Here is a 25,860-nt window from a genome sequence, read left to right on the forward strand (position 1 = left end):
AATGGCAATCAAGGTTTTACTGGTTGAAGACGATCGCGCCCTGCGCGAGGCCCTGGCGGATACGTTGCTGTTGGCCGGTCATGACTACAAGGCGGTCGGCAGCGCGGAAGAAGCGCTGGAGGCCGTGTCTGGCGAGTCGTTCAGCCTGGTGGTCAGCGACGTCAACATGCCAGGCATGGACGGTCATCAGTTGCTGGGCCTGCTGCGTGCGCGCCAACCGCAATTGCCGGTATTGCTGATGACCGCCCATGGCGCGGTCGAGCGTGCGGTCGAGGCCATGCGTCAAGGAGCTGCCGACTATCTGGTCAAGCCCTTCGAGCCCAAGGCTCTGCTGGATCTGGTGGCGCGACATGCCCTGGGTTGCCTGGGGGCTGCCGAGGGCGAAGGGCCGGTGGCATTCGAGCCGGCCAGCGCGCAACTACTCGAGCTGGCGGCACGGGTCGCTCGCAGCGATTCCACAGTGCTGATCTCGGGCGAGTCCGGTACCGGTAAGGAGGTGCTGGCGCGCTACATCCACCAGCAGTCCCATCGCTCCAGCCAGCCCTTTATCGCCATCAACTGCGCGGCGATTCCGGACAACATGCTCGAGGCCACGTTGTTCGGTCACGAGAAGGGCTCCTTTACCGGCGCCATTGCCGCCCAGCCCGGCAAGTTCGAACAGGCCGATGGCGGCACCCTGCTGCTGGACGAGATCTCCGAAATGCCCCTGGCCCTGCAGGCCAAGCTGCTGCGGGTGCTGCAGGAGCGCGAAGTCGAGCGGGTAGGGGCGCGCAAGCCCATTGCCCTGGACATCCGGGTGGTGGCGACCACCAACCGCGACCTGGCTGGCGAAGTGGCAGCGGGGCGATTCCGTGAAGATCTTTACTATCGACTGTCGGTATTCCCGCTGGCCTGGCGTCCGCTGCGCGAGCGCACCGCCGATATCCTGCCGCTGGCCGAGCGCCTGCTGGCCAAGCACGTCAATAAAATGAAACACGCTGCCGCCCGGCTGTCCGCCGAAGCGCAGGCGTGCCTGCTCGGTTATCCATGGCCGGGCAATGTGCGTGAACTGGACAACGCCATCCAGCGCGCGCTGATCCTGCAACAGGGTGGCCTGATCCAGCCGGAAGACTTCTGCCTGGGCGGGCCGCTGGCCTGTGCGCCGTTGCCGGCCATGGCGCCCGCCGTGGTGGCTGTGGCGCGCAGTGCGCCAGTGGAGGCCGAGGTGTCGCCAGCCGAGTCGGCGGGGGCCTTGGGCGACGATCTGCGGCGCCGGGAGTTCCAGATGATCATCGACATCTTGCGGGCCGAGCGCGGCCGGCGCAAGGAGGCCGCCGAGCGCCTGGGTATCAGCCCGCGTACCTTGCGCTACAAGTTGGCGCAAATGCGCGATGCCGGAATGGATGTCGAGGCGTATCTGTTTGCAACATGAGTCATTTAAGACTGAAGCCGTGCAGGCTTTTGTTCGGTGTCTCCGCGGAGCTGGCACCCTTGTTGCTAACACCTCACTAACCGCTGCGTGAGTGTCAAAAAATTGCGGGTCGTCGGAGAGAGTAGACCATGAGCCAAGGTATTGAATTTAATCGGTTGATGTTGGACATGCGGGCCATGCAAATGGACGCCATGGCCCAGCCAAAATCGGCCGCGGTGCCGCAGGTGAGCGGCAGCAGTTTTTCCGACATGCTTGGGCAGGCGGTGAACAAGGTCAACGACACTCAGCAGGCGTCCAGCCAGCTGGCCAGTGCCTTCGAGATCGGCAAGAGCGGTGTCGACCTGACCGACGTGATGATCTCCTCGCAGAAGGCCAGTGTGTCCTTCCAGGCGTTGACCCAGGTGCGCAACAAGCTGGTTCAGGCGTACCAAGACATCATGCAGATGCCGGTTTAAGGACGAGATTGAGTCATGGCAGAAGCAGTCGCCGATAACGTACCGGCCAAGGCCACTCCGACAGAAGGCAAACCGCCGCTGTTCGGGTTGTCCTTTCTGGAAAACCTCTCCGAGATGACCATGTTGCGTCAGGTTGGCCTCATGGTCGGTCTGGCTGCCAGCGTGGCGATTGGTTTTGCCGTGGTGTTGTGGTCCCAGCAACCCGATTACCGTCCGTTGTACGGCAGCCTTGCCGGCATGGACGCCAAGCAGGTCATGGACACCCTGGCCTCCGCCGACATTCCCTACACCGTCGAGCCCAACTCCGGTGCCTTGCTGGTCAAGGCCGACGACCTGCCGCGCGCGCGCCTCAAGCTGGCCGCTGCCGGCGTGGCCCCGGGCGACGGCAATATCGGTTTCGAGATTCTCGATAAAGAACAGGGCCTGGGTACCAGCCAGTTCATGGAAGCGACCCGTTACCGTCGCGGCCTGGAAGGCGAACTGGCGCGGACCATTTCCAGCCTGAACAACGTCAAGGGTGCACGTGTGCACCTGGCGATCCCGAAAAGCTCGGTGTTCGTGCGCGACGAGCGCAAGCCCAGCGCTTCGGTACTGGTCGAGCTGTATTCCGGTCGTTCGCTGGAGCCGGGCCAGGTGGTGGCCATCGTCAATCTGGTGGCGACCAGCGTTCCCGAACTGAGCAAGTCGCAGATCACCGTGGTCGACCAGAAGGGCAACCTGCTCTCCGACCAGGCGGAAAACTCCGAACTGACCATGGCCGGCAAGCAATTCGACTACAGCCGCCGCATGGAAAGCATGCTGACCCAGCGTGTGCACAACATCCTGCAGCCGATTCTGGGCAACGACCGCTACAAGGCTGAAGTGTCCGCCGATGTGGACTTCAGTGCCGTCGAGTCGACTTCCGAACAGTTCAACCCGGACCAGCCGGCCTTGCGCAGCGAGCAGTCGGTCAACGAACAACGCTCCAGCAGCCAAGGCCCGCAAGGCGTTCCTGGCGCCCTGAGCAACCAGCCGCCGTCGCCGGCCAGCGCGCCGCAGACCACCGGTGGTTCTGCCGCTGCCGCCGGCATGGTGCAGCCAGGCCAGCCGCTGCTGGACGCCAACGGCCAGCAGATCATGGATCCGGCCACCGGCCAACCGATGCTGGCGCCGTACCCCAACGACAAGCGTCAACAATCCACCAAGAACTTCGAACTGGATCGCTCCATCAGCCACACCAAGCAACAGCAGGGTCGTCTGAACCGGCTGTCGGTGGCGGTGGTGGTGGACGATCAGGTCAAGGTCAACCCGGCCAACGGCGAAACCACCCGCGCACCCTGGAGCGCCGACGAATTGGCGCGCTTTACCCGCCTGGTGCAGGACGCCGTGGGCTTCGACGCCAGCCGTGGCGACAGCGTCAGCGTGATCAACGTGCCGTTCTCGACCGATCGCGGTGAAGTGATCGCCGACATCCCGTTCTACTCGCAGCCCTGGTTCTGGGACATCGTGAAGCAGGTCCTGGGCGTGCTGTTTATCCTGGTCCTGGTGTTCGGCGTGCTGCGCCCGGTGCTCAACAACATCACCGGTGGCAGCAAAGGCAAGCAACTGGCGGGGCTCGGCAGCGATGTCGAACTCGGCGGCATGGGCGGCCTGGATGGCGAACTGGCCAACGATCGCGTCAGCCTCGGCGGCCCGCAAAGCATCCTGCTGCCTAGCCCGAGCGAGGGCTATGATGCACAGTTGAACGCAATCAAGAGTCTGGTGGCAGAAGACCCGGGTCGCGTGGCCCAGGTCGTGAAAGAGTGGATTAACGCAGATGAGTGATAACCGAGCCGCTACCGCCAAACTGACCCGGGTCGACAAGGCCGCGATTCTGCTGCTGTCCCTGGGTTCCACCGATGCCGCGCAGGTGTTGCGCCACATGGGCCCCAAAGAGGTCCAGCGAGTGGGCGTGGCCATGGCGCAGATGGGTAACGTGCATCGCGAGCAGGTCGAGCAGGTGATGAGCGAGTTCGTCGACATCGTCGGCGACCAGACCAGCCTTGGCGTGGGCTCCGACGACTATGTGCGCAAGATGCTCACCCAGGCCCTGGGCGAGGATAAGGCCAACGGCCTGATCGACCGCATCCTGCTGGGTGGCAACACCAGCGGCCTGGACAGCCTGAAATGGATGGAGCCGCGTGCCGTGGCGGACGTGATCCGTTACGAGCACCCGCAGATCCAGGCGATAGTGGTCGCCTACCTCGATCCGGACCAGGCGGGCGAAGTGCTCGGCAACTTCGACCACAAGGCGCGCCTGGACATCATTCTGCGGGTTTCCTCGCTCAATACCGTGCAGCCGGCCGCCCTGAAAGAACTCAACCAGATTCTCGAGAAGCAGTTCGCCGGCAACTCCAACGCCTCGCGTACCACCCTGGGCGGTATCAAGCGCGCTGCCGACATCATGAACTTCCTCGACAGCTCGATCGAAGGCCAGTTGATGGACTCGATCCGCGAAGTCGACGAAGACCTGTCCGGCCAGATCGAAGACCTCATGTTCGTGTTCAACAACCTGGCCGATGTCGACGACCGCGGCATCCAGGCGTTGCTACGCGAAGTGTCTTCCGACGTGCTGGTCCTGGCCCTCAAGGGGTCGGACGAAGGCGTCAAGGAAAAGATCTTCAAGAACATGTCCAAGCGGGCTGCCGAACTGCTGCGCGACGACCTCGAGGCCAAGGGCCCGGTGCGCGTCAGCGATGTGGAAACCGCGCAGAAGGAAATCCTCACCATTGCCCGCCGTATGGCCGAAGCCGGAGAAATCGTTCTCGGCGGGAAGGGCGGCGAAGAAATGATCTAAGGTCGCTTTATGTCGTCCAGCAGTGATGAATCCCACAGCGACCTGATTCGCGCTCGGGACGTCGGTGGTTTCGACGTCTGGGCGCTGCCCAGTTTCGACCCCCATGTCCCCGAGCCCGAGCCGGAACCGGTTGAAGAACCGCCGGCGGAGATCGAGGAAGTGCCGCTGGAAGAAGTCCAGCCCCTGACCCTCGAAGAGCTCGAGAGCATTCGCCAGGAAGCCTATAACGAAGGCTTCGCCACGGGTGAAAAGGAAGGTTTCCACAGCACCACGCTGAAGGTCCGCCAGGAAGCCGAAGTGGCCCTGAGCGCCAAGCTGGCAGCGCTGGAAACGCTGATGGGCAATCTGTTCGAGCCGATCGCCGAGCAGGACACCCAGATTGAAAAAGCCCTGGTCAACCTGGTGCAGCACATGACGCGCCAGGTGATCCAGCGCGAGCTGGCCATCGACTCCAGCCAGATCGAGCATGTCATGCGCGAAGCCCTCAAGCTGCTGCCGCTGGGCGTGGGCAATGTGCGCCTGTACATCAATCCGCAGGACTTCGCCCAGGTCAAAAGCCTGCGCGAGCGCCATGAGGAGAGCTGGCGCATCGTCGAGGACGAAGCCATGCTGCCGGGCGGCTGCCGGGTCGAGACCGAGCACAGCCGTATCGACGCGACCATGGAAACCCGGATCGCCAAGATCATGGACAAGCTGTCCGACCAGCTTCACGAGCAGGCTTTGCATCCCGCCGAATCGGACCTGAGCGTCGAGCTGGGGGCCGCCACGGGCAAGCCCGCCGCGGATGTCGACCCTGTCGACCTCGCGCAGGACCCCGTCGATGCGCCTTGACCGCACCAGCTTCGGCAAGCGCCTGAGCAGCTACGCCGAAGCCACCGAACTGCCGAACCAGCCGATTCTCGAAGGCCGCCTGCTGCGCATGGTCGGCCTGACCCTGGAGGCCGAAGGCCTGCGGGCGGCCATGGGCACGCGCTGCATGGTGATCAACGACGACAGCTATCACCCGGTGCAGGTCGAGGCCGAGGTGATGGGCTTCTCCGGCAGCAAGGTATTCCTGATGCCGGTCGGCAGCGTCGCCGGCATCGCGCCCGGCGCTCGTGTCGTGCCGTTGGCCCATACCGGCCGCCTGCCGATGGGCATGAGCATGCTCGGCCGGGTCCTCGACGGCGCCGGCCGTGCGCTGGACGGCAAGGGCGGAATGAAGGCCGAGGACTGGGTGCCAATGGACGGTCCGACCATCAACCCGCTCAAGCGCGACCCCATCAGCCGGCCGCTGGACGTGGGCATTCGCTGCATCAACGGATTATTGACGGTGGGTCGCGGTCAGCGTCTTGGCCTGTTCGCCGGTACCGGTGTGGGCAAGAGTGTGCTGCTGGGCATGATGACCCGCTTTACCGAGGCCGACATCATCGTGGTCGGGCTGATCGGTGAGCGGGGCCGTGAAGTTAAAGAATTCATCGAGCACATCCTCGGTGAAGAGGGGCTCAAGCGCTCCGTGGTGGTGGCATCGCCGGCGGACGATGCGCCGCTGATGCGTCTGCGTGCGGCCATGTACTGCACGCGTATCGCCGAATATTTTCGCGACAAGGGCAAGAATGTCCTGTTGCTGATGGATTCCCTGACCCGTTTCGCCCAGGCCCAGCGGGAAATCGCCCTGGCCATCGGCGAGCCGCCCGCGACCAAGGGTTATCCGCCGTCGGTCTTCGCCAAGCTGCCGAAGCTGGTGGAGCGCGCGGGCAACGCCGAGGCCGGTGGCGGTTCGATCACCGCGTTCTACACCGTGTTGTCCGAAGGCGACGACCAGCAGGACCCGATCGCCGACTCGGCCCGTGGTGTGCTCGACGGGCACATCGTGTTGTCGCGGCGCCTGGCGGAAGAGGGGCATTACCCGGCCATCGATATCGAGGCGTCCATCAGTCGGGTCATGCCGGCGGTGGTGACCCCGGATCACATGACCCGCGCCCAGTATTTCAAGCAGCTGTGGTCGCGTTACCAGCAGGCGCGCGACTTGATCAGCGTCGGTGCCTATGTACCGGGCGGCGATCGCGAAACCGACGCCGCCATCTCGCTGCAGCCGTCGATGGTCACCTACCTGCGTCAGGGGCTCAACGACAGCATCAGCCTGGGTGAAAGCGAAGCCCATCTGGAGATGGTTTTCGCTCCGGCGCCGGGCGGCTAATCCGCCATGGCCAACAGCCGTGCCGCGCGTCTGGCGCCCGTGGTCGAAATGGCCGAAAGCGCCGAGCGCACCGCCGCCCAGCGCCTGGGGCATTTCCAGGGCCAGGTGCGCCTGGCGGAAAGCAAGCTGGGGGATCTGGAACGCTTTCGTGGCGAATACCAGCAACAGTGGATCGAGCGGGGTAGCGGTGGGGTTTCCGGCCAATGGCTGATGAACTACCAACACTTCCTCAATCAGCTGGAAACCGCCGTGGGGCAGCAGCGGCAAAGCCTGGCCTGGCACCAGAACAACCTCAACCGCGCCCGGGAAACCTGGCAGCAGGCCTATGCCCGGGTCGAGGGCTTGCGCAAACTGGTGCAGCGCTACATCGATGAAGCCCGCCAACTGGAAGACAAGCGCGAGCAGAAGCTGCTCGACGAGTTGTCCCAGCGCCTGCCGCGTCAGGATCCTTACTGATCGCCATCCCGTTCGTCGCCGCCAGGCGCTTGTCAGCGACGCTTCGGCGGTTCGGGTTGCCCATGTCTGTACGGGGTGCTAAACCTTGTACAGATTGCCAATCACAAGGAAGCGGTATCATGTCAGTCGTTACTGAAGTATCACCGGACGGGCAAAAACTGACGATTTCGATCAAGGGACGTTTCGATTTTGGCCGGCATCAAGAGTTTCGCGAGTCCTACGAGCACCTCAACAAAAAACCCGACTCCATAGTGGTGGACCTGAAAGACGCCACCTACCTCGACAGTTCTGCCCTGGGCATGCTGCTGTTGCTGCGCGATCACGCCGGCGGCGACGATTCCGACGTGCGAGTGATCAACAGCAACTCGGACGTTCGCAAGATTCTCGCCATTTCCAATTTCGACAAGCTGTTCGACATCAGTTGATCGACATGCAGTCGATTGAGGCACCTCTGTGCGTGCTGATCGCCGAGGACGGCACGAGCGACCGTATGTTGCTGTCGAGCATCGTCCGGCGCCAGGGGCACGAGGTGCTGACGGCGAGCAACGGCGCCGAGGCGGTGGAGCTGTTCATCCAGCAGCGCCCGCATCTGGTGTTGATGGACGCGATGATGCCGGTGATGGACGGTTTCGAGGCGGCCCGGCAGATCAAGCGCCTGGCTGGCGAAGCGCTGGTGCCGATCATTTTCCTGACCTCGCTCACCCAGAGCGAGGCGCTGGCGCGCTGCCTGGAAGCCGGTGGCGACGATTTTCTGGCAAAACCCTACAGCCCGGTGATCCTGGCCGCCAAGATCAAGGCCATGGATCGCTTGCGGCGCTTGCAGGAAACGGTGCTGCAGCAGCGCGACCAGATCACCCAGCACCATGACTACCTGCTCAACGAGCAGCGGGTGGCCAAGGCGGTGTTCGACAAGGTGGCGCACTCCGGATGCCTGAACGCGCCGAATATCCGCTACCTGCAGTCGCCGTACGCGCTGTTCAACGGCGATTTGCTGCTGGCGGCCTTTACCCCGACGGGCGACATGCATGTGCTGTTGGGGGATTTCACCGGCCACGGCTTGCCGGCGGCCGTGGGCGCGATGCCCCTGGCCGAGGTGTTCTACGGTATGACGGCCAAGGGTTACGGGCTGCCCGAAACCCTGCGCGAGATGAATGCCAAGCTCAAGCGCATCCTGCCGGTGGGCATGTTCTGTTGTGCGACGCTGCTGTGCCTGAGTTTCCAGCGGCGGGCGGTGGAGGTGTGGAACGGCGGCATGCCGGATGGCTACCTGCATCGCCTGGCAAGCGGAGAGCGGGTGCCGCTGGTGGCGCACCATTTGCCGCTGGGGGTGCTGGGTGCCGAGGCATTCGACGACCGCACCGAAGTCTTTCCCATGGCCCTGGGCGACCGGGTGTTCCTGTTGTCCGATGGGGTGATCGATACCTGCGACGCCAACGAGCAGTTGTTCGGTGTCGAGCGCCTGCAGCAGGTGTTTGCCGCCAACCGCGAGCCGGACCTGTTGTTCGAGGAGATCCAGCGGGCCCTGAGCGAGTTTGGTGGCGATGCGCGGGACGATGTGAGCATGGTCGAGGTCAGTCTGCTCGAGGCCCGGCAGCTGGCGCCGCCGGCGCTGGTGTACTCCGACAGCGGTCAGTCCTGCCCGCTGGACTGGTCGGTGAGCTTCGAGTATCGCGCCGCCACCCTCAAACGCTTCAATCCTCTGCCTTACCTGCTGCAGCTGTTGCTGGAAGTGCATGGCCTGCGGGCGCAGAGCGGGGCGCTCTACAGTGTGCTGGCCGAGTTGTATTCCAACGCCCTGGAGCATGGCGTATTGCGCCTGGACTCGAGCCTCAAGCGCGATGCCCAGGGCTTTTCCCGCTATTACCGGGAGCGCGCGGTACGCCTCGAAGCGTTGCAGGAGGGTTTTGTGCGGGTGCACCTGCAGGTGGAGCCCCAGGGTGCCGGTGGTCGCTTGCTGATCCGGGTCGAGGACAGTGGCGGTGGTTTCGATGTCGGGCGGGTGATGGCGCGGCCCGTCGATGGTGATCGCCTGTCCGGGCGCGGCGTCAGCCTGATCCGTCAGCTCAGCCAGCGTGCCAGTTGGTCTGACGATGGTCGTAGTGCCTGCGTGGAGTTTTCTTGGGAGCCTCTGGCATAATTCGCCGATTCTTGATCAAGGAGTGAGCAAGTGGCTGAAATTCATCTGGATCACGAGGTGCTGAACGCATTGCAGGAAGTCATGGAGGATGAGTATCCGTTGTTGCTCGACACCTTCCTTTGCGACTCCGAAGAGCGTTTGCGCCAGTTGCACAAGGTCGACGACCCCCGTCAACTTGTCGCCACCGCCCACAGCTTCAAGGGCAGCAGCAGCAATATGGGGGCGATTCGCCTGGCCGAGCTCTGTCATCAGTTGGAGCAGCGTGCCCAGGACTCGTCGTTGCGCGGTATCGAGCAGCTGGTGGGCGAGATCGATGGCGAATTCGCCATTGTCCGGCAGCTGTGCGAGCAGGAACGCCAGCGTTTCCACTGCTGAAAAACCCTCGCAACCCAGGCTTTTCCCCGCGAGCCAGCAAAGCTGGCTCGACCTTTGCAACCAAGTCTCCCAACTGTACCTACGATCCCAGTGCAGCGGAGACCGTTTTCATGCCCCTTACCCCGAACATGCTGCTTCAGGCCGCTTCCCAGGCCAAGACTCAAGCGGCTTCCGCCAGTCCCCAGGCAAGCGCCGCCGAGCCCGGGGATAAAGGCGCAAGCTTTGCCCGGGTGTTCGCCAGGGAAGCGCTCGGCAAGCCGGTAGCGGCCGCCGACGGCCCCATCAAACCGGCTCGCGACAAGGCTGGCGAAGCCGCCGTCAAGGTGGATCCGGGCCAGGGCAAGACTGCCGTCCCCGAGCCGGCGGTTGCCGATAGCGGCAAAACCTTGCCTGCCGACAAGGCCGCTGCCAGTGACGACAAGGTCGCCGATGACCAAACCGCGAGCAGCGATCAGCCGCTGGCCGACGGTACGCCGGTCGACCCCACCCTCGATCCGGCGCTGATGCAGGCGACCCAGCCGGTGCCATTGCCGGTGCCTGAGCCGGAAGTGGTGGCCGCGCCGGTTTCGGCATCGCCGCAAGTGCAGCCGCAAACGCAGCCGGTTGCGCCGCTGGTGACCAGTACCGTGACGCCGGTGCCGGTCGACCCTGAATTCGATCCCGAAGCCGATCCGCTGGATGCGCTGCCGGTGGTGCGCCTGGCCATGGAGCAGAGTGGCCATGTCTCGGCTTCCAGCCAGGCGCAGAACAAGGCGGCGCCGCCCCTGGTGGCCGATGACGGGCCGACTTCGGCCCAGACCTTCGCCAGCGGCATGGCTAACATGCTGGATCTGCAGGTGAACAAGGACAGCACCGAACAGGGCGGCGAAAAGGCCTTCAGCGGTCTGCTCGATGACGGTCTCAAGGACCTCAAGAGTGCCGCCAGCGACACCCGCGTCGACGATTTCGCCAACCGCCTGGCGGCCCTGACCCAGGCGGCCACGCCCAAGACCGCCAACGCCATCCCGGTGAACCAGCCGCTGGCCATGCATCAGAGCGGCTGGACCGAAGAAGTGGTCAACCGGGTCATGTACCTGTCCAGCGTCAATCTGAAGTCGGCCGAGATCCAGTTGCAGCCGGCCGAGCTGGGGCGCCTGGACATCCGCGTGAACATGGTGCCGGACCAGCAGACCCAGGTGACCTTCATGAGTGCCCATGTCGGCGTGCGCGAGGCCCTCGAGGGGCAGATGCATCGCCTGCGCGACATGTTCCACCAGCAAGGTATGGGGCAGGTGGACGTCAACGTCTCCGACCAGTCGCGCAACTGGCAGGGTGGTCAGGAGCAGGCCCAGCAGGGGCAGCATCGCAGCAACGGCACCAGCGCCAGTGGCGGGCGCCTGGATGGCGGGGATGAGGAGCTGCCGCCGAGCGTGGCCGAAGTCGCCGCCAGCACCAGCACGGTCATTGGCACCAGCGCCGTCGACTATTACGCCTGACCCGCTCAAGCGTCATTGAACAGAAGATCGTCAGTCGCGGGATACCGCGGCTGGCGATCTTTTGCTTTGCGCTTCCCTATCCCTTCAGTTCAGACAAATCTGGCATAACACTTGCTCTTGCCTTGCCGTGCGACTGTGAAAACCCGATTAGTGACGGATTATTGGCATGGCGAAGAGCGAAGCAGCAGAGAAAACCCCCGCCGGGAAAGGCAAACTCAAGCTTATCCTCTTGATTGTTCTGGCCTTGTTGCTGGCGATCGGTTTGTCCGTCGGGGCTACCTGGTACTTCATGCACAGTAGTGCCCAGAGCAAGCCTGCCGAGACGGCCGAGGCAACCAGCAGCGTCAAGCCAGCGGCCATCTATGAGCCCATGGCGCCGGCCTTCGTGGCCAACTACACGCAGAACGGCCGCCAGCGCTACATGCAGGTGAGCATCACCCTGCTGGCGCGCAACCAGGCCGATCTGGACGCGCTGAAAGTGCATATGCCGGTGATCCGCAACAACCTGGTCATGCTGTTCTCCGGCCAGAGCTTCGACACCCTGGCGACTCCGGTCGGTCAGGAAATGCTGCGCCAGAAGGCCACCGCCAGCGTGCAGGAAGTGGCCCAGAAAGAGGTCGGCAAAGTGGTGGTCGAGCAGTTGCTCTTTACTAACTTCGTACTGCAGTAGGAACACGACATGGCCGTGCAGGACCTGCTGTCCCAGGATGAGATCGACGCGCTGCTGCATGGCGTCGATGACGGTCTGGTACAGACCGAACACGCCGCCGAGCCCGGCAGCGTCAAAAGCTACGACCTGACCAGCCAGGATCGCATCGTCCGCGGACGCATGCCGACCCTGGAGATGATCAACGAACGTTTTGCCCGCTACACCCGTATCAGCATGTTCAACATGCTGCGCCGTTCGGCGGACGTGGCGGTGGGCGGCGTGCAGGTGATGAAGTTCGGCGAATACGTGCACTCGCTGTACGTGCCGACCAGCCTCAACCTGGTGAAGATCAAGCCGCTGCGCGGTACCGCGCTGTTCATCCTCGACGCCAAGCTGGTGTTCAAGCTGGTGGACAACTTCTTCGGCGGCGACGGTCGTCACGCCAAGATCGAAGGTCGTGAATTCACCCCGACCGAATTGCGCGTGGTGCGCATGGTGCTGGAGCAGGCCTTCGTCGATCTGAAGGAAGCCTGGCAGGCGATCATGGAAGTCAACTTCGAGTACATCAACTCCGAAGTGAACCCGGCCATGGCCAACATCGTCGGCCCGAGCGAAGCGATCGTGGTCTCGACCTTCCACATCGAGCTCGATGGCGGCGGCGGCGACCTGCACGTGACCATGCCGTACTCGATGATCGAGCCGGTGCGGGAAATGCTCGACGCCGGCTTCCAGTCGGACCTGGACGACCAGGACGAGCGCTGGAGCAAGGCCCTGCGCGAAGACGTGCTGGACGTGGACGTGCCCTTGAGCGCCACCGTAGCTCGCCGGCAGTTGCGCCTGCGCGACATCCTGCACATGCAGCCAGGGGATGTGATCCCGGTGGAACTGCCTGAAGACATGATCATGCGCGCCAACGGCGTACCGGCGTTCAAGGTCAAGCTCGGTTCGCACAAGGGCAACCTGGCCCTGCAAGTGATCGAGCCGATCGAGCGCCGTTGAGCGGTGTTGTTATGAATTCGCTTTGTTAATGATTTTTTGCCCGCCGAGGACAACATGGCTGACGAACACGAAATGACTTCCGCAGAAGACCAGGCCCTGGCTGATGAGTGGGCGGCTGCCCTGCAGGAAACCGGCGACGCCGGGCAAGACGATATCGATGCCTTGCTGGCGGCCGACGCGGCCAGCGCGCCGGCGTCCAATCGCCTGCCGATGGAAGAGTTCGGCAGTGTGCCGAAGAACAATGAGCCGGTGACCCTCGACGGTCCGAACCTGGACGTGATCCTGGACATCCCGGTGTCGATCTCCATGGAGGTCGGCAGCACCGACATCAACATTCGCAACCTGCTGCAGCTCAACCAGGGGTCGGTGATCGAGCTCGATCGCCTGGCCGGCGAGCCGCTGGATGTGCTGGTCAACGGCACGCTGATCGCCCATGGCGAAGTGGTGGTGGTCAACGAGAAGTTCGGCATCCGCCTGACTGACGTGATCAGCCCGAGCGAACGCATCAAGAAGCTGCGCTAAGTGAGAAAGGCACTCGCGTTGTTCCTGGCCTGGCCGCTCTGGGCCCTGGCCGCCGAGCCGGCGGCTGGCACCGCTGCGCCGGTGGTTGGCAGCAGCGGCGTGGCCGGGCAACTGACCCAGCTGGTGCTGGGCCTATTGCTGGTGGTGGGGCTGATCTTCTTCCTCGCCTGGCTGTTGCGCCGGGTGCAGCAGGCCGGACCGGCCGGCAAGGGGCAGGTCATCGAGCTGGTCGGCTCGCGGGCGCTCGGTCCACGAGATCGGCTGGTGCTGGTGCAGGTCGGCAACGAACAGATTCTGCTCGGTCTGACGCCGGGCACCATCACTGCGTTGCACGTGCTCAAGGAGCCGGTGCAGGTGCCGAGCACCGAGCAGGCGACTCCGGAGTTTGCCCAGCGCCTGATGGAGCTGCTGGGCAAGGATCAGAAGGATAAGAAGTAATGCCGTTGCGCCTCCTCTTGATGTTGGTCCTGATGCTGGCGGCGCCGCTGGCGCTGGCGGCCGACCCGTTGTCGATCCCGGCGATCACCCTCGGCACCAATGCCGACGGCCAGCAGGAATACTCGGTCAGCCTGCAGATCCTGCTGATCATGACCGCGCTGAGCTTCATTCCAGCGTTCGTCATGCTGATGACCAGCTTCACCCGGATCATCATCGTGTTCTCGATCCTGCGTCAGGCCCTGGGCCTGCAGCAGACGCCGTCGAACCAGATCCTCACTGGCATGGCGCTGTTCCTGACGATGTTCATCATGGCCCCGGTGTTCGACCGGGTGAACCAGGATGCCCTGCAGCCGTACCTGGCGGAGAAACTCAACGCCCAGGACGCGGTGGCCAAGGCCCAGGTGCCGATCAAGGACTTCATGCTGGCCCAGACCCGCAGTAGCGACCTGGAGCTGTTCATGCGCCTGTCCAAGCGTACCGACATCGCGACGCCGGACCAGGCGCCGCTGACGATCCTGGTGCCGGCCTTCGTCACTTCGGAGCTGAAGACCGCGTTCCAGATCGGCTTCATGATCTTCATTCCGTTCCTGATCATCGACCTGGTGGTCGCCAGTGTGCTGATGGCGATGGGCATGATGATGCTGTCGCCGCTGATCATTTCCCTGCCGTTCAAGATCATGCTGTTCGTGCTGGTGGATGGCTGGGCCCTGATCATCGGTACCCTGGCGGGCAGTTTCGGTGGTGTTTAGAACCTTGTTGGCGGGTGACGCGTTATGACGCCTGAAGTCGCAGTAGACCTGTTTCGCGAAGCGCTCTGGCTGACCACCATGATGGTCGCCATCCTGGTGATCCCCAGCCTGCTGGTGGGCCTGCTGGTGGCGATGTTCCAGGCCGCCACCCAGATCAACGAACAGACCCTGAGCTTCCTGCCGCGCCTGCTGGTGATGCTGGTGACGCTGATCGTCGCCGGTCCCTGGCTGGTGCAAACTTTCATGGAATACATCCTGCAGCTGTACGGCAGTATTCCGCAGTTGATCGGCTAAGCCATGTCTCTGCTGGCGCTTACCGATACGCAGATCAGCACCTGGGTCGCGACTTTCATGCTGCCGCTGTTCCGTATCGGCGCCGTGTTGATGACCATGCCGGTCTTCGGCACGACCCTGGTGCCGACCCGTGTCCGCCTGTATTTCACCCTGGCCATCACCGTCGTGGTGGTGCCGGGCCTGCCGCCCATGCCGGCGGTCAATGCGCTGGATCTGAGCGGGCTGCTGCTGATTGCCGAGCAGATCATCATCGGCGCCTTGTTCGGCTTCTCCTTGCAGTTGTTCTTCCAGGCTTTCGTGATCGCCGGGCAGATCATTTCGACGCAGATGGGCATGGGCTTCGCGTCCATGGTCGACCCCACCAACGGCGTTTCGGCGGCGGTGATCGGGCAGTTCCTGACCATGCTGGTGACCTTGCTGTTCCTCGGCATGAACGGTCATCTGGTGGTCTTCGAGGTGCTGACCGAAAGCTTCACCACCTTGCCGGTGGGCAGCACGCTACTGGTCAACCACTTCTGGGACATTGCCGGCAAGCTCGGCTGGGTGCTGGGCGCCGCCCTGTTGCTGGTATTGCCGGCGATCACCGCGCTGCTGGTGGTGAACATCGCCTTTGGCGTGATGACCCGCGCGGCGCCGCAGTTGAACATCTTCTCCATCGGTTTTCCGCTGACCCTGGTGCTGGGCCTGGTGATTTTCTGGGTCAGCCTGGGCGACATTCTCAACCAGTACCAACCGCTGGCCGTCGAGGCCCTGCAGTTGCTGCGCAACCTGGCACAGGCGCGTTGAGCCATGGCTGAGAGCGAGAGCGGTCAGGACAAGACAGAAGACCCCACGGAGAAACGTAAAAAGGACTCCCGGGAAAAGGGCGAGATTGCCCGCTCCAAAGAGCTCAACACCCTGGCGATCACCATGATCGGTGCCGCCGGCCTGCTGATCTACGGCGCGGGGGTGGCGCAAGACCTGCTGGAAATCATGCGCCTGAATTTCTCCCTGCCGCGCGAGGTGCTGCTCAGCCCCGGCGCCATGGGCCTGTACCTGCTGCATTCGGGCAAGATCGCGATTATCGCCGCGATGCCGATCCTGCTGCCCCTGGTGCTGGCGGCACTCATCGGTCCTATCTCCTTGGGCGGCTGGCTGTTTTCAACCAAGAGCCTGGCGCCCAAGTTCAGTCGCATGAACCCGCTCAGCGGCATGAAGCGCATGGTGTCGCCGACCTCGCTGATCGAGTTGCTCAAGGCCTTCGCCAAGTTTGTGGTGATCTTGGTCGTGGCTTTGTCGGTGCTGCGCTCGGATATCGACGACCTGCTGCGGATCGCCCACGAGCCGCTGGAGCAGGCGATTATCCACAGTGTGCAAGTGGTGGCCTGGAGCACCTTGTGGATGGCCTGCGGGCTGATCCTGATCGCCGCGGTGGACGTGCCGGTGCAGCTGTACCAGAGCTACAAGAAGCTGCTGATGACCAAGCAGGAAGTTCGTGACGAGCACAAGGACCAGGAAGGGCGCCCGGAGGTCAAGCAGCGGATTCGCCAGGTCCAGCGCGAGATGTCGCAGCGGCGGATGATGGCGGCGATTCCCGAGGCGGACGTGGTCATCACCAACCCGACCCACTACGCCGTGGCGCTCAAGTACGACGCGGAGAAGGGCGGGGCGCCGGTGTTGCTGGCCAAGGGCAGCGATTTCCTGGCGCTGAAGATCCGCGAGATCGCCGTGGCCAACGAAGTGCTGTTGCTGGAGTCGCCGGCGCTGGCGCGTTCGATCTACTACTCCACCGAGCTGGAGCAGGAAATCCCCGCCGGGCTCTATCTGGCGGTGGCCCAGGTGCTGGCGTATGTCTATCAGATTCGCCAGCACCAGGCTGGCAAGGGCAAGCGTCCCGATCCGCTCAAGGATCTGCCGATTCCGCCGGATTTGCGTCGCGATTCTTGATCTGCGCCTTGGCGTCGACGGCGCTGGAGTCGCCCTTTTTAGCCGGTGATGGCGCAACGCCATAAATCAGTTTGCCTTCCAGGCCAAAGTTGGAAGGCTTCTTGCAATACCCGCCCTGCGCCGCCTCCAGGCGTCAAAAGTTTGCTTTAGGGAACGGGGAATACCGGTGGATCGCTCTCAGTTAATCAGTACGGCTCGCACTAACCTGGCTGACCTCAGTCGGGGGAACCTGGGTGTGCCGCTGTTACTGCTGGTCATGCTGGCCATGATGATGCTGCCGGTGCCGCCGTTCCTGCTGGACGTGTTCTTCACCTTCAACATCGCCCTGTCGATCGTCGTGCTGCTGGTCTGTGTGTATGCCCTGCGGCCGCTGGATTTCGCGGTATTCCCGACCATCCTGCTGGTGGCGACCCTGTTGCGCCTGGCGCTGAACGTGGCCTCCACGCGGGTGGTGATGCTCCACGGCCAGGACGGTCACGCCGCCGCCGGTAAAGTGATCCAGGCCTTCGGTGAGGTGGTGATCGGCGGTAACTACGTGGTCGGTATCGTGGTGTTCGCGATCCTGATGATCATCAACTTCGTGGTGGTGACCAAGGGTGCCGGGCGGATTTCCGAGGTGAGCGCGCGTTTCACCCTCGATGCGATGCCGGGCAAGCAGATGGCCATCGACGCCGACCTCAACGCTGGCCTGATCGACCAGGCCCAGGCCAAGGCGCGGCGCCAGGAAGTGGCCCAGGAAGCCGAGTTCTACGGTTCCATGGACGGTGCCAGCAAGTTCGTCCGCGGTGACGCCATCGCCGGCCTGCTGATCCTGTTCATCAACCTGATCGGCGGTATGGCGGTCGGTATCTTCCAGCACAATATGTCCTTCGGCGATGCCGGCCGGGTCTACGCCTTGCTGACCATCGGTGACGGTTTGGTGGCGCAATTGCCATCGCTGCTGCTGTCCACCGCGGCCGCGATCATGGTGACCCGTGCTTCCGGTTCCGAAGACATGGGCAAGCAGATCAACCGGCAGATGTTCGCCTCGCCCCGGGCCCTGGCCGTCGCCGCCGGCCTGATGGCGGTGATGGGCCTGGTGCCGGGCATGCCGCACTTTTCCTTCCTGAGCATGGCGGCCCTGGCGGCCGGTGCCGCGTACCTGTTCTGGAAACGGCAGAACGTGGTCAAGGTCCAGGCGCTGGAAGAGGTCAAGCGCCAGCAGGAGCTGCTGCCTTCGCCGGCCCGCGCCATGGAAACCAAGGAGCTGGGCTGGGATGACGTGACCCAGATCGACATGATCGGCCTGGAAGTCGGCTATCGCCTGATTCCCCTGGTGGACCGCAACCAGGGTGGGCAACTGCTGGCGCGGATCAAGGGCGTGCGCAAGAAGCTGTCCCAGGACCTGGGCTTCCTCATGCCCACCGTGCATATTCGCGACAACCTCGACCTGGCGCCCAGCGCTTACCGGCTGACGCTGATGGGGGTGATCCTGGCCGAGGCCGAGATCTATCCGGACCGCGAGCTGGCGATCAACCCGGGGCAGGTCTACGGCAGTCTCAACGGCATCACCGCCAAAGATCCGGCCTTCGGCCTGGAGGCGGTGTGGATCGAGATCAGCCAGCGCGCCCAGGCGCAGTCGCTGGGTTACACCGTGGTCGATGCCAGCACCGTGGTCGCCACCCACCTCAACCAGATTCTGTACAAGCACTCCAGCGAGTTGATCGGCCACGAAGAAGTCCAGCAGCTCCTGCAACTGCTGGCCAAGGGCTCGCCGAAGCTGGCGGAAGAACTGGTGCCGGGCGTGCTCTCGCTGTCCCAGCTGCTCAAGGTGCTGCAGGCGCTGCTGGCCGAACAGGTGCCGGTGCGCGATATCCGCAGCATTGCCGAGGCCATCGCGAACAATGCCGCCAAGAGTCAAGATACTGCCGCTTTGGTGGCCGCGGTGCGGGTCGGATTGTCGCGCGCCATCGTGCAAAGCATTGTAGGGACTGAGTCCGAGCTGCCTGTGATCACCTTGGAGCCCAGGTTGGAACAGATTTTGCTCAATAGTCTGCAGAAGGCAGGACAAGGCTCGGAAGAGGGTGTTCTGTTGGAGCCAAGCATGGCTGAGAAGCTGCAGCGTTCGTTGATCGAAGCCGCGCAGCGCCAGGAAATGCAAGGTCAACCGGTGATTCTGCTGGTAGCCGGTCCGGTCCGCGCGATGCTCTCGCGGTTCGGACGCCTGGCGGTCCCGGGCTTGCACGTGTTGGCTTACCAGGAAATCCCTGACAACAAGCAAGTGACCATCGTTGCGACAGTAGGGCCCAACGGCTGAGGTAGTGGGTTATGCAAGTTAAGCGTTTTTTCGCCGCCGATATGCGTCAGGCCATGAAGCTGGTTCGTGATGAGCTGGGCGCCGACGCCGCCATCATTGGCAATCGCCGCATCGCCGGCGGTGTCGAGCTGACGGCTGCCCTGGATTACAAGCTGTCGGCGCTGGCGCCGCGGGTGCCGAACATGGAGCTCGAGGACGAACTGCGCAAGACTCAGTCGCGCATCGTTACCGCCCAGGCCGAACTGAGCCTGCGTGGCGACGGCGATGCCAGCACCAGTCGCCAGCTGTTCGCCGGCCTGCCGCTGACCGCTGCCGAGCCGCTGATCGAACCTACGTTCAGCGAGCCCCAGCGCCCGGCCCCGGTGGCCGCCGCGCCGGCTGTGGATCAGCGGGCATTCGACTCGATGCGTTTTGAACTCAACGGCCTGCGCGAGCTGCTGGAAGTCCAGCTCGGTTCCCTGGCCTGGAGCCAGCTGCAAGGCAGCCGGCCCGAGCAGGCCAACCTCTGGCGGCGCCTGCAGCGTATCGGCTTGTCCGGTCCGCTGGCCCGCGACCTGCTGGCGCTGATCACTGAAATCGACGAACCCCGCCAGGCCTGGCGCATGCTCCTGGCCCACCTGGCGCGGATGATCGTGACCCCGGAAGTCGAGCCATTGGAGGAGGGCGGTGTGATCGCCATGGTCGGCCCCGCCGGCATGGGCAAGACCACCACCCTGGCCAAGCTGGCCGCCCGTTACGTACTCAAGTACGGCGCGCAGAACATCGCGCTGGTGAGCATGGACAGCTACCGCATCGGCGCCCAGGAACAGCTCAAGACCCTGGGCCGGATCCTCAATGTCTCGGTGACCCATGTCGACCCGGGCCAGTCCCTGGCGCAAGCCCTTGATCCGCTGCTGCGCAAGCGCGTGGTGCTGATCGACACCGCCGGCCTGCAAGCCAGCGACCCGGCCCTGCGCATGCAGCTGGAAAGTCTGGCCGGACGCGGGATCCGGGCAAAAAATTATCTGGTCTTGGCAACCACCAGCCAGAAACAGGTTCTAACCGCCGCGTACCACAGCTACAAGCGTTGCGGGCTGGCCGGCTGCATCCTGACTAAACTGGATGAAACCGCCAGCCTTGGTGAGGTGCTGAGTCTGGCGATCAGTCACGAACTCCCCGTTGCCTATCTGACCGATGGCCCGCGGATTCCGGACGATCTGCACTTGCCGCGCCGTCATCAGCTGGTCAGTCGTGCGGTGAGCGTGCAGATGCAGGAAGAACCCAGCGAAGAAGCCATGGCTGACATGTTCGCTGACCTCTATCACAACCCGACCAAGCGGGTTGGCTGAGGGAATCATGAAAAGATTGCAATGTACCTACATCGATGGTCTGCCAGGCATTGTTCCGTTGGTGAACGCGCAGCCAGTTATGTGGCCCCGTCTAAGTAAGACAAGGTAAAGAAAGAACATGGGCAGCATGCATCCCGTACAGGTGATCGCGGTGACCGGCGGCAAAGGTGGCGTCGGCAAGACTAACGTGTCAGTGAACTTGTCCCTGGCCCTAGCGGAGCTCGGCCGGCGCGTCATGCTGCTGGACGCCGACCTGGGTCTGGCTAACGTCGACGTGCTATTGGGGCTGACCCCCAAACGGACCCTCGCCGACGTGATCGAAGGCCGCTGCGAGCTGCGCGATGTGCTGCTGCAGGGGCCGGGTGGAATCCGCATCGTGCCGGCGGCGTCCGGCACCCAGAGCATGGTTCATCTGAGCCCGGCGCAGCATGCCGGCCTGATCCAGGCATTCAGCGACATCGGCGACAACCTCGATGTACTGGTGATCGACACCGCTGCCGGTATCGGTGACTCGGTGGTCAGCTTCGTTCGCGCCGCGCAGGAAGTCTTGCTGGTGGTCTGCGACGAGCCGACCTCGATCACCGACGCCTACGCGCTGATCAAGCTGCTCAACCGCGACTACGGCATGAACCGCTTCCGCGTGCTCGCCAACATGGCGCAGAGCCCGCAGGAAGGCCGCAACCTGTTCGCCAAGTTGACCAAGGTCACGGATCGCTTCCTGGACGTGGCCCTACAATATGTCGGCGCCGTGCCTTACGACGAATGCGTGCGCAAGGCCGTGCAAAAGCAGCGTGCGGTCTATGAGGCGTTTCCGCGTTCGAAATGCTCGCTGGCGTTCAAGGCCATTGCGCAGAAAGTCGATACCTGGCCGTTGCCGGCCAACCCACGTGGGCATCTGGAATTTTTCGTCGAGCGGCTAGTGCATCAGACAGCGGGACCGGTGCTATGAGCGCCAGCGGCTACAACCTTTACAAAAAGTCAGCACGTGACAGCCAGTACGAATTGATCGAGCGTTATGCGCCACTGGTCAAGCGTATTGCCTATCACCTGCTGGCGCGCCTGCCGGCCAGTGTCCAGGTCGAAGACCTGATCCAGGCCGGGATGATCGGTCTGCTCGAAGTGTCGACCAAGTACGACGCGAGCAAGGGCGCGAGTTTCGAGACGTACGCGGGTATCCGTATCCGTGGCGCGATGCTCGATGAGGTCCGTAAAGGTGACTGGGCGCCGCGTTCGGTACATCGCAATACCCGGATGGTGAGCGATGCCATTCGTGCAATTGAAGCTAAAACCGGTCGTGACGCTAAAGATCATGAAGTTGCGGCCGAACTTCAATTGAGTCTCGACGATTATTACGGGATTTTGAACGACACCTTGGGCAGTCGCCTGTTCAGCTTCGACGACCTGTTGCAGGACGGCGAGCATGAAGGGCTGCATGAGGATGGCGCGAGTGCTCATCTCGAGCCGTCGCGCGACCTGGAGGACGAACGTTTCCAGGCAGCGCTGGCGGACGCGATTGCCAATTTGCCGGAGCGTGAGCGACTGGTCTTGGCGCTGTACTACGACGAAGAGCTGAACCTCAAGGAAATCGGTGAGGTCCTGGGGGTCAGCGAATCGCGGGTCAGCCAGTTACACAGCCAGTGCGCGGCCCGTTTGCGGGGGCGTTTGGGAGAGTGGCGAGCGCGCTGACAGGCAGTGTGGGGGACACTGCGGACGAGATTGGCACGACGTTGCCGGTCTTGCGGTGTGTATTCCATGCAGTCGTTGAGTGCTCTGCCTGATTGATTGAATGGCGCGTTCAGGTGCTGGACGCGTTTAAGACTGCTTGGAGGTCGAATTGGACAAGAACATGAAAATCCTCATCGTTGATGACTTCTCAACGATGCGGCGGATCATAAAAAACCTGTTGCGTGACCTGGGGTTCACCAACACGGTCGAGGCTGACGATGGCACCACCGCCATTCCGGTCCTCAACAGCGGGAGCATCGACTTTCTGGTAACGGACTGGAACATGCCTGGCATGACCGGTATCGATCTGCTGCGCCATGTGCGCGCCGATGAAAAACTCAAGCACCTGCCGGTACTCATGGTGACCGCTGAAGCCAAGCGCGAACAGATCATCGAAGCTGCCCAGGCCGGCGTAAACGGCTATGTGGTCAAGCCCTTCACGGCCCAGGCGTTGAAAGAGAAGATCGAGAAGATCTTCGAACGCATCGGTTGAGATGTGGAACCATTCCGCCACGGGGGAGCTATGGAGCACAACGAATCTTCATTGGGCGATTTCGAATCGACCCTGAAAAAACACGCAGTGGAACTGGTCGACAGCCTTGAAAAAGGCAAGTTCGGCGAAGCAGTGCAACTGATCCATGAGCTCAACCAGACCCGTGACCGCGGCCTGTATCGGGAAGTCGGCAAGCTCACCCGCGAGCTGCATAGTGCCATCGTCAATTTCCAGATTGACCCGCATATGCCGCAAGCCGAGGAGGTTTCACAGATCACGGATGCCACCGAGCGCCTGTCCTATGTGGTCAGGCTGACCGAGGCCGCGGCCAACCGCACCATGGACCTGGTCGAGAGCGCCACCCCGTTGGTCAATGGCCTGAGCAACGAAGCCCAGACCCTGAGCGCCGACTGGGGGCGTTTCATGCGCCGCGAACTGGGCGCCGAAGAATTCCGCGACCTGGCCCGCCGGGTGGACGGTTTCCTGACCCGCAGCGAACAAGAGACGCGCGCGGTATCGAGCAACCTCAACGACATTCTGCTGGCGCAGGACTACCAGGACCTGACCGGTCAGGTGATCAAGCGCGTGACCCAGTTGGTCACCGAAGTCGAGAGCAATCTGCTCAAACTGGTCCTGATGGCCAGCCAGGTCGATCGTTTTGCCGGCATCGAACATGACCGTGAATCGATCCTCGCTGAAAAAGATCCGCAAAAACATCTGGCCAAGGGTGAAGGTCCGCAGATTCATGCCGATAAACGTGAAGACGTTGTATCCGGTCAGGACGATGTCGACGATTTGCTTTCCAGCCTTGGATTCTAGGAGCACCCATACATGAGCTTCGGCGCCGATGAAGAAATCCTTCAGGATTTTCTGGTTGAGGCCGGCGAGATTCTAGAGCAACTGTCCGAACAACTGGTCGAGCTGGAAAGCCGACCGGACGATGCGGATCTGCTCAACGCAATTTTTCGCGGTTTTCACACTGTAAAAGGGGGCGCCGGCTTCCTCCAGCTCAACGAGCTGGTGGAGTGCTGCCACATCGCCGAAAACGTGTTCGACATCCTGCGCAAGGGTGAGCGCCGCGTCGACGCGGAACTGATGGACGTCGTGCTCGAAGCGCTGGACGCGGTGAACGGCATGTTCGGCCAGGTGCGTGAGCGTACCGAGATCACCGCCGCCACTCCGGAATTGCTGGCCGCCCTGGCCCGCCTGGCCGAGCCTGCGGGGGCCGAGGAGGTCGCCGCACCGGTGGCCGAGGTTGAAGCCGTTGCCGAGCCGGTCGCCGAATCGACCGAAAGCGAGTCCGGCGATATCACCGACAGCGAGTTCGAGCAGTTGCTCGATTCGCTCAATGCCGCCAAGGCCGAGGCCGAAGCCCCGGCCGCTGTTGCACCTGCTGCGCCTGTGGCCGGTGGCGAAGCGGCCAGCGACGAAATTACCGACGCCGAGTTCGAGTCGCTGCTCGATCAATTGCATGGCAAGGGCCAGTTCGCACCGGATGCGGTGGCACCTTCGGCCACGGCGCCCGCTGCGGAAAAAGCCGCGGCCAGCGATGAAATCACCGATGACGAATTCGAAGCCCTGCTGGACCAGTTGCACGGCAAAGGCAACTTTGCGGTAGAGGCGCTGGACTCCGCGGTGGCCGCGGCGGTACCGCCGGCTGCGCCAAGCGCGGCCGCCGCCGGTAGCGACCTGATCACCGACCAGGAATTCGAATCCCTGCTCGACGAGCTGCATGGCAAGGGCAAGTTCTCTGAAGTACCCGCTGCCGCAGCGACCGTGGGTAGTGCAACGGCTGTCACGGCCTCGGCACCTGCTGCTGTCGCCAAGCCTGCGGTGAAGAAAGCCGAAGCCAAGGCCGAAGCGCCGAAACCAGCTGCGGCTGCAGCTCCGGCACCCGCTCGTGCTCCGGCTGCCGCCCCGGCGGAAAAGCCGGTCAGCGAAGCCGAAACCACCGTGCGGGTCGATACCGCGCGGCTGGACGAAATCATGAACATGGTCGGCGAGCTGGTGCTGGTGCGTAACCGCCTGGTGCGCCTGGGGCTCAACAGCGGCGACGAAGCCATGTCCAAGGCCGTGTCGAACCTCGACGTGGTCACGGCCGACTTGCAGACCGCGGTGATGAAGACCCGGATGCAGCCGATCAAGAAGGTCTTCGGGCGCTTCCCGCGCCTGGTTCGCGACCTGGCCCGCCAGCTCAAGAAAGAGATCAACCTGGAGCTGGTCGGTGAAGAGACCGACCTCGACAAGAACCTCGTCGAGGCCCTGGCCGACCCGCTGGTGCACTTGGTGCGCAACGCCGTCGACCACGGTATCGAGTCGCCGGAAGAGCGCGAGGAGGCGGGCAAGTCCCGTGGCGGCAAGGTGGTGCTGGCGGCCGAGCAGGAAGGCGACCACATCCTGCTGTCGATCTCCGATGACGGCAAAGGCATGGACCCGAACGTCCTGCGCGCCATTGCGGTCAAGCGTGGGGTGATGGACAAGGATGCCGCCGATCGCCTGAGCGACACCGAGTGCTACAACCTGATCTTCGCCCCGGGCTTCTCGACCAAGACCGAGATCTCCGACGTGTCCGGCCGCGGTGTGGGCATGGACGTGGTGAAGACCAAGATTTCCCAGCTCAACGGTTCGATCAATATCTACTCGACCAAGGGCCAGGGTTCGAAGATCGTCATCAAGGTGCCGTTGACCCTGGCGATCATGCCGACCCTGATGGTGATGCTGGGCAACCAGGCATTCGCCTTCCCGCTGGTCAACGTCAACGAAATTTTCCACCTGGACCTGTCGCGCACCAACGTGGTCGACGGCCAGGAGGTGGTGATCGTTCGCGACAAGGCGCTGCCACTGTTCTACCTCAAGCGCTGGCTGGTCAGTTCCGCCGCTCACGAAGAGCAGCGCGAAGGCCACGTGGTGATCCTTTCGGTCGGCACCCAGCGGATCGGCTTCGTCGTCGATCAACTGGTCGGCCAGGAAGAAGTCGTCATCAAGCCACTGGGCAAGATGCTCCAGGGGACTCCGGGCATGTCTGGCGCCACCATCACCGGTGACGGCCGCATCGCCCTGATTCTCGATGTTCCGAGCATGCTCAAGCGTTACGCCGCACGGCGTATTTGAATACCGGAGGGGCGGGGCCATTTGCCT

At 63.1% G+C, this 25,860-nt stretch carries 26 protein-coding genes; all 26 read left to right on the forward strand.

All coding sequences use genetic code 11. The features are described from left to right. The first annotated feature begins 1 nt into the window (after position 1). The 26 genes from C4K38_RS08265 to C4K38_RS08390 all read left to right on the forward strand — a co-directional run bounded on the left by C4K38_RS08265 (position 2) and on the right by C4K38_RS08390 (position 25,833). Positions 2–1,411 (forward strand): sigma-54-dependent transcriptional regulator, encoded by a 1,410-nt coding sequence (locus tag C4K38_RS08265; RefSeq protein ID WP_053277959.1) that lies wholly within the window; start codon positions 2–4, stop codon positions 1,409–1,411. Between the two features lie 128 nt (positions 1,412–1,539). Continuing rightward, on the forward strand, positions 1,540–1,866 hold the full coding sequence (fliE, locus tag C4K38_RS08270; protein ID WP_007922633.1) for a flagellar hook-basal body complex protein FliE: 327 nt from the start codon (positions 1,540–1,542) through the stop codon (positions 1,864–1,866). A gap of 15 nt (positions 1,867–1,881) precedes the next feature. Then, the gene (gene fliF / locus C4K38_RS08275; RefSeq protein ID WP_053277960.1) at positions 1,882–3,669 is read left to right on the forward strand and encodes a flagellar basal-body MS-ring/collar protein FliF; all 1,788 of its coding nucleotides are present in this window, start codon (positions 1,882–1,884) and stop codon (positions 3,667–3,669) included. Next, a complete protein-coding gene (gene fliG / locus C4K38_RS08280) occupies positions 3,662–4,681 on the forward strand; it encodes a flagellar motor switch protein FliG (RefSeq protein ID WP_007922630.1) in 1,020 nt (339 codons plus the stop codon). The genes fliF and fliG overlap by 8 nt, the downstream gene beginning before the upstream one ends. A 9-nt stretch (positions 4,682–4,690) precedes the next feature. Then, entirely contained in the window at positions 4,691–5,512 is an 822-nt protein-coding gene (gene fliH / locus C4K38_RS08285) for a flagellar assembly protein FliH (protein ID WP_053277961.1), read from the forward strand. Continuing rightward, positions 5,502–6,860 (forward strand): flagellar protein export ATPase FliI, encoded by a 1,359-nt coding sequence (fliI, locus tag C4K38_RS08290; protein WP_053277962.1) that lies wholly within the window; start codon positions 5,502–5,504, stop codon positions 6,858–6,860. Before fliH ends, fliI begins: the two co-directional genes overlap by 11 nt. 6 nt (positions 6,861–6,866) lie before the next feature. After that, positions 6,867–7,316: a flagellar export protein FliJ gene (gene fliJ, locus C4K38_RS08295; protein WP_025805197.1), complete on the forward strand. Its 450-nt coding sequence runs from the start codon at positions 6,867–6,869 to the stop codon at positions 7,314–7,316. 119 nt (positions 7,317–7,435) lie between these two features. Continuing rightward, positions 7,436–7,741: an STAS domain-containing protein gene (locus tag C4K38_RS08300; protein ID WP_025805198.1), complete on the forward strand. Its 306-nt coding sequence runs from the start codon at positions 7,436–7,438 to the stop codon at positions 7,739–7,741. A 5-nt stretch (positions 7,742–7,746) separates the two neighbouring features. Beyond that, positions 7,747–9,453 carry an ATP-binding SpoIIE family protein phosphatase gene (locus tag C4K38_RS08305; protein ID WP_053278335.1) on the forward strand — a complete coding sequence of 569 codons (1,707 nt, stop codon included), beginning with the start codon at positions 7,747–7,749 and terminating at the stop codon, positions 9,451–9,453. 30 nt (positions 9,454–9,483) lie between these two features. Next, positions 9,484–9,828 carry an Hpt domain-containing protein gene (locus C4K38_RS08310; protein ID WP_025805201.1) on the forward strand — a complete coding sequence of 115 codons (345 nt, stop codon included), beginning with the start codon at positions 9,484–9,486 and terminating at the stop codon, positions 9,826–9,828. A gap of 110 nt (positions 9,829–9,938) precedes the next feature. Then, positions 9,939–11,303 carry a flagellar hook-length control protein FliK gene (locus tag C4K38_RS08315; RefSeq protein ID WP_053277963.1) on the forward strand — a complete coding sequence of 455 codons (1,365 nt, stop codon included), beginning with the start codon at positions 9,939–9,941 and terminating at the stop codon, positions 11,301–11,303. Positions 11,304–11,469: 166 nt separating this feature from the next. Further along, a complete protein-coding gene (fliL, locus tag C4K38_RS08320) occupies positions 11,470–11,973 on the forward strand; it encodes a flagellar basal body-associated protein FliL (protein WP_053277964.1) in 504 nt (167 codons plus the stop codon). Between the two features lie 9 nt (positions 11,974–11,982). After that, complete coding sequence (fliM, locus tag C4K38_RS08325) at positions 11,983–12,951, forward strand: flagellar motor switch protein FliM (protein WP_009042741.1); 969 nt, start codon at positions 11,983–11,985, stop codon at positions 12,949–12,951. A gap of 54 nt (positions 12,952–13,005) precedes the next feature. Further along, positions 13,006–13,473 (forward strand): flagellar motor switch protein FliN, encoded by a 468-nt coding sequence (gene fliN / locus C4K38_RS08330; protein WP_009042742.1) that lies wholly within the window; start codon positions 13,006–13,008, stop codon positions 13,471–13,473. Further along, positions 13,474–13,911 carry a flagellar biosynthetic protein FliO gene (gene fliO, locus C4K38_RS08335; RefSeq protein ID WP_016702248.1) on the forward strand — a complete coding sequence of 146 codons (438 nt, stop codon included), beginning with the start codon at positions 13,474–13,476 and terminating at the stop codon, positions 13,909–13,911. It begins immediately after the preceding gene. Next, positions 13,911–14,660 (forward strand): flagellar type III secretion system pore protein FliP, encoded by a 750-nt coding sequence (gene fliP, locus C4K38_RS08340; protein ID WP_053277965.1) that lies wholly within the window; start codon positions 13,911–13,913, stop codon positions 14,658–14,660. Before fliO ends, fliP begins: the two co-directional genes overlap by 1 nt. A gap of 24 nt (positions 14,661–14,684) precedes the next feature. After that, the gene (gene fliQ, locus C4K38_RS08345; RefSeq protein WP_003184009.1) at positions 14,685–14,954 is read left to right on the forward strand and encodes a flagellar biosynthesis protein FliQ; all 270 of its coding nucleotides are present in this window, start codon (positions 14,685–14,687) and stop codon (positions 14,952–14,954) included. Positions 14,955–14,957: 3 nt separating this feature from the next. Continuing rightward, complete coding sequence (gene fliR / locus C4K38_RS08350) at positions 14,958–15,740, forward strand: flagellar biosynthetic protein FliR (protein WP_053277966.1); 783 nt, start codon at positions 14,958–14,960, stop codon at positions 15,738–15,740. Between the two features lie 3 nt (positions 15,741–15,743). Beyond that, on the forward strand, positions 15,744–16,880 hold the full coding sequence (gene flhB / locus C4K38_RS08355; protein WP_053277967.1) for a flagellar biosynthesis protein FlhB: 1,137 nt from the start codon (positions 15,744–15,746) through the stop codon (positions 16,878–16,880). A gap of 166 nt (positions 16,881–17,046) precedes the next feature. Beyond that, on the forward strand, positions 17,047–19,176 hold the full coding sequence (flhA, locus tag C4K38_RS08360) for a flagellar biosynthesis protein FlhA (protein ID WP_053277968.1): 2,130 nt from the start codon (positions 17,047–17,049) through the stop codon (positions 19,174–19,176). Positions 19,177–19,187: 11 nt separating this feature from the next. Beyond that, positions 19,188–20,504 (forward strand): flagellar biosynthesis GTPase FlhF, encoded by a 1,317-nt coding sequence (flhF, locus tag C4K38_RS08365; protein ID WP_025805212.1) that lies wholly within the window; start codon positions 19,188–19,190, stop codon positions 20,502–20,504. Positions 20,505–20,622: 118 nt separating this feature from the next. Next, positions 20,623–21,453 (forward strand): flagellar synthesis regulator FleN, encoded by an 831-nt coding sequence (gene fleN, locus C4K38_RS08370; RefSeq protein ID WP_025805213.1) that lies wholly within the window; start codon positions 20,623–20,625, stop codon positions 21,451–21,453. Continuing rightward, positions 21,450–22,190, forward strand: a complete 741-nt coding sequence (fliA, locus tag C4K38_RS08375; RefSeq protein ID WP_007922505.1) for an RNA polymerase sigma factor FliA — start codon at positions 21,450–21,452, stop codon at positions 22,188–22,190. The genes fleN and fliA overlap by 4 nt, the downstream gene beginning before the upstream one ends. A gap of 160 nt (positions 22,191–22,350) precedes the next feature. Continuing rightward, positions 22,351–22,722 carry a chemotaxis response regulator CheY gene (locus C4K38_RS08380; protein ID WP_003183998.1) on the forward strand — a complete coding sequence of 124 codons (372 nt, stop codon included), beginning with the start codon at positions 22,351–22,353 and terminating at the stop codon, positions 22,720–22,722. Positions 22,723–22,752: 30 nt separating this feature from the next. Further along, positions 22,753–23,541, forward strand: a complete 789-nt coding sequence (locus tag C4K38_RS08385) for a protein phosphatase CheZ (RefSeq protein ID WP_053277969.1) — start codon at positions 22,753–22,755, stop codon at positions 23,539–23,541. 12 nt (positions 23,542–23,553) lie between these two features. After that, positions 23,554–25,833 (forward strand): chemotaxis protein CheA, encoded by a 2,280-nt coding sequence (locus C4K38_RS08390; RefSeq protein WP_053277970.1) that lies wholly within the window; start codon positions 23,554–23,556, stop codon positions 25,831–25,833. Positions 25,834–25,860 lie beyond the last annotated feature (27 nt).

It is taken from the genome of Pseudomonas chlororaphis subsp. piscium (genome assembly GCF_003850345.1).
Classification (GTDB): domain Bacteria; phylum Pseudomonadota; class Gammaproteobacteria; order Pseudomonadales; family Pseudomonadaceae; genus Aquipseudomonas; species Aquipseudomonas piscium.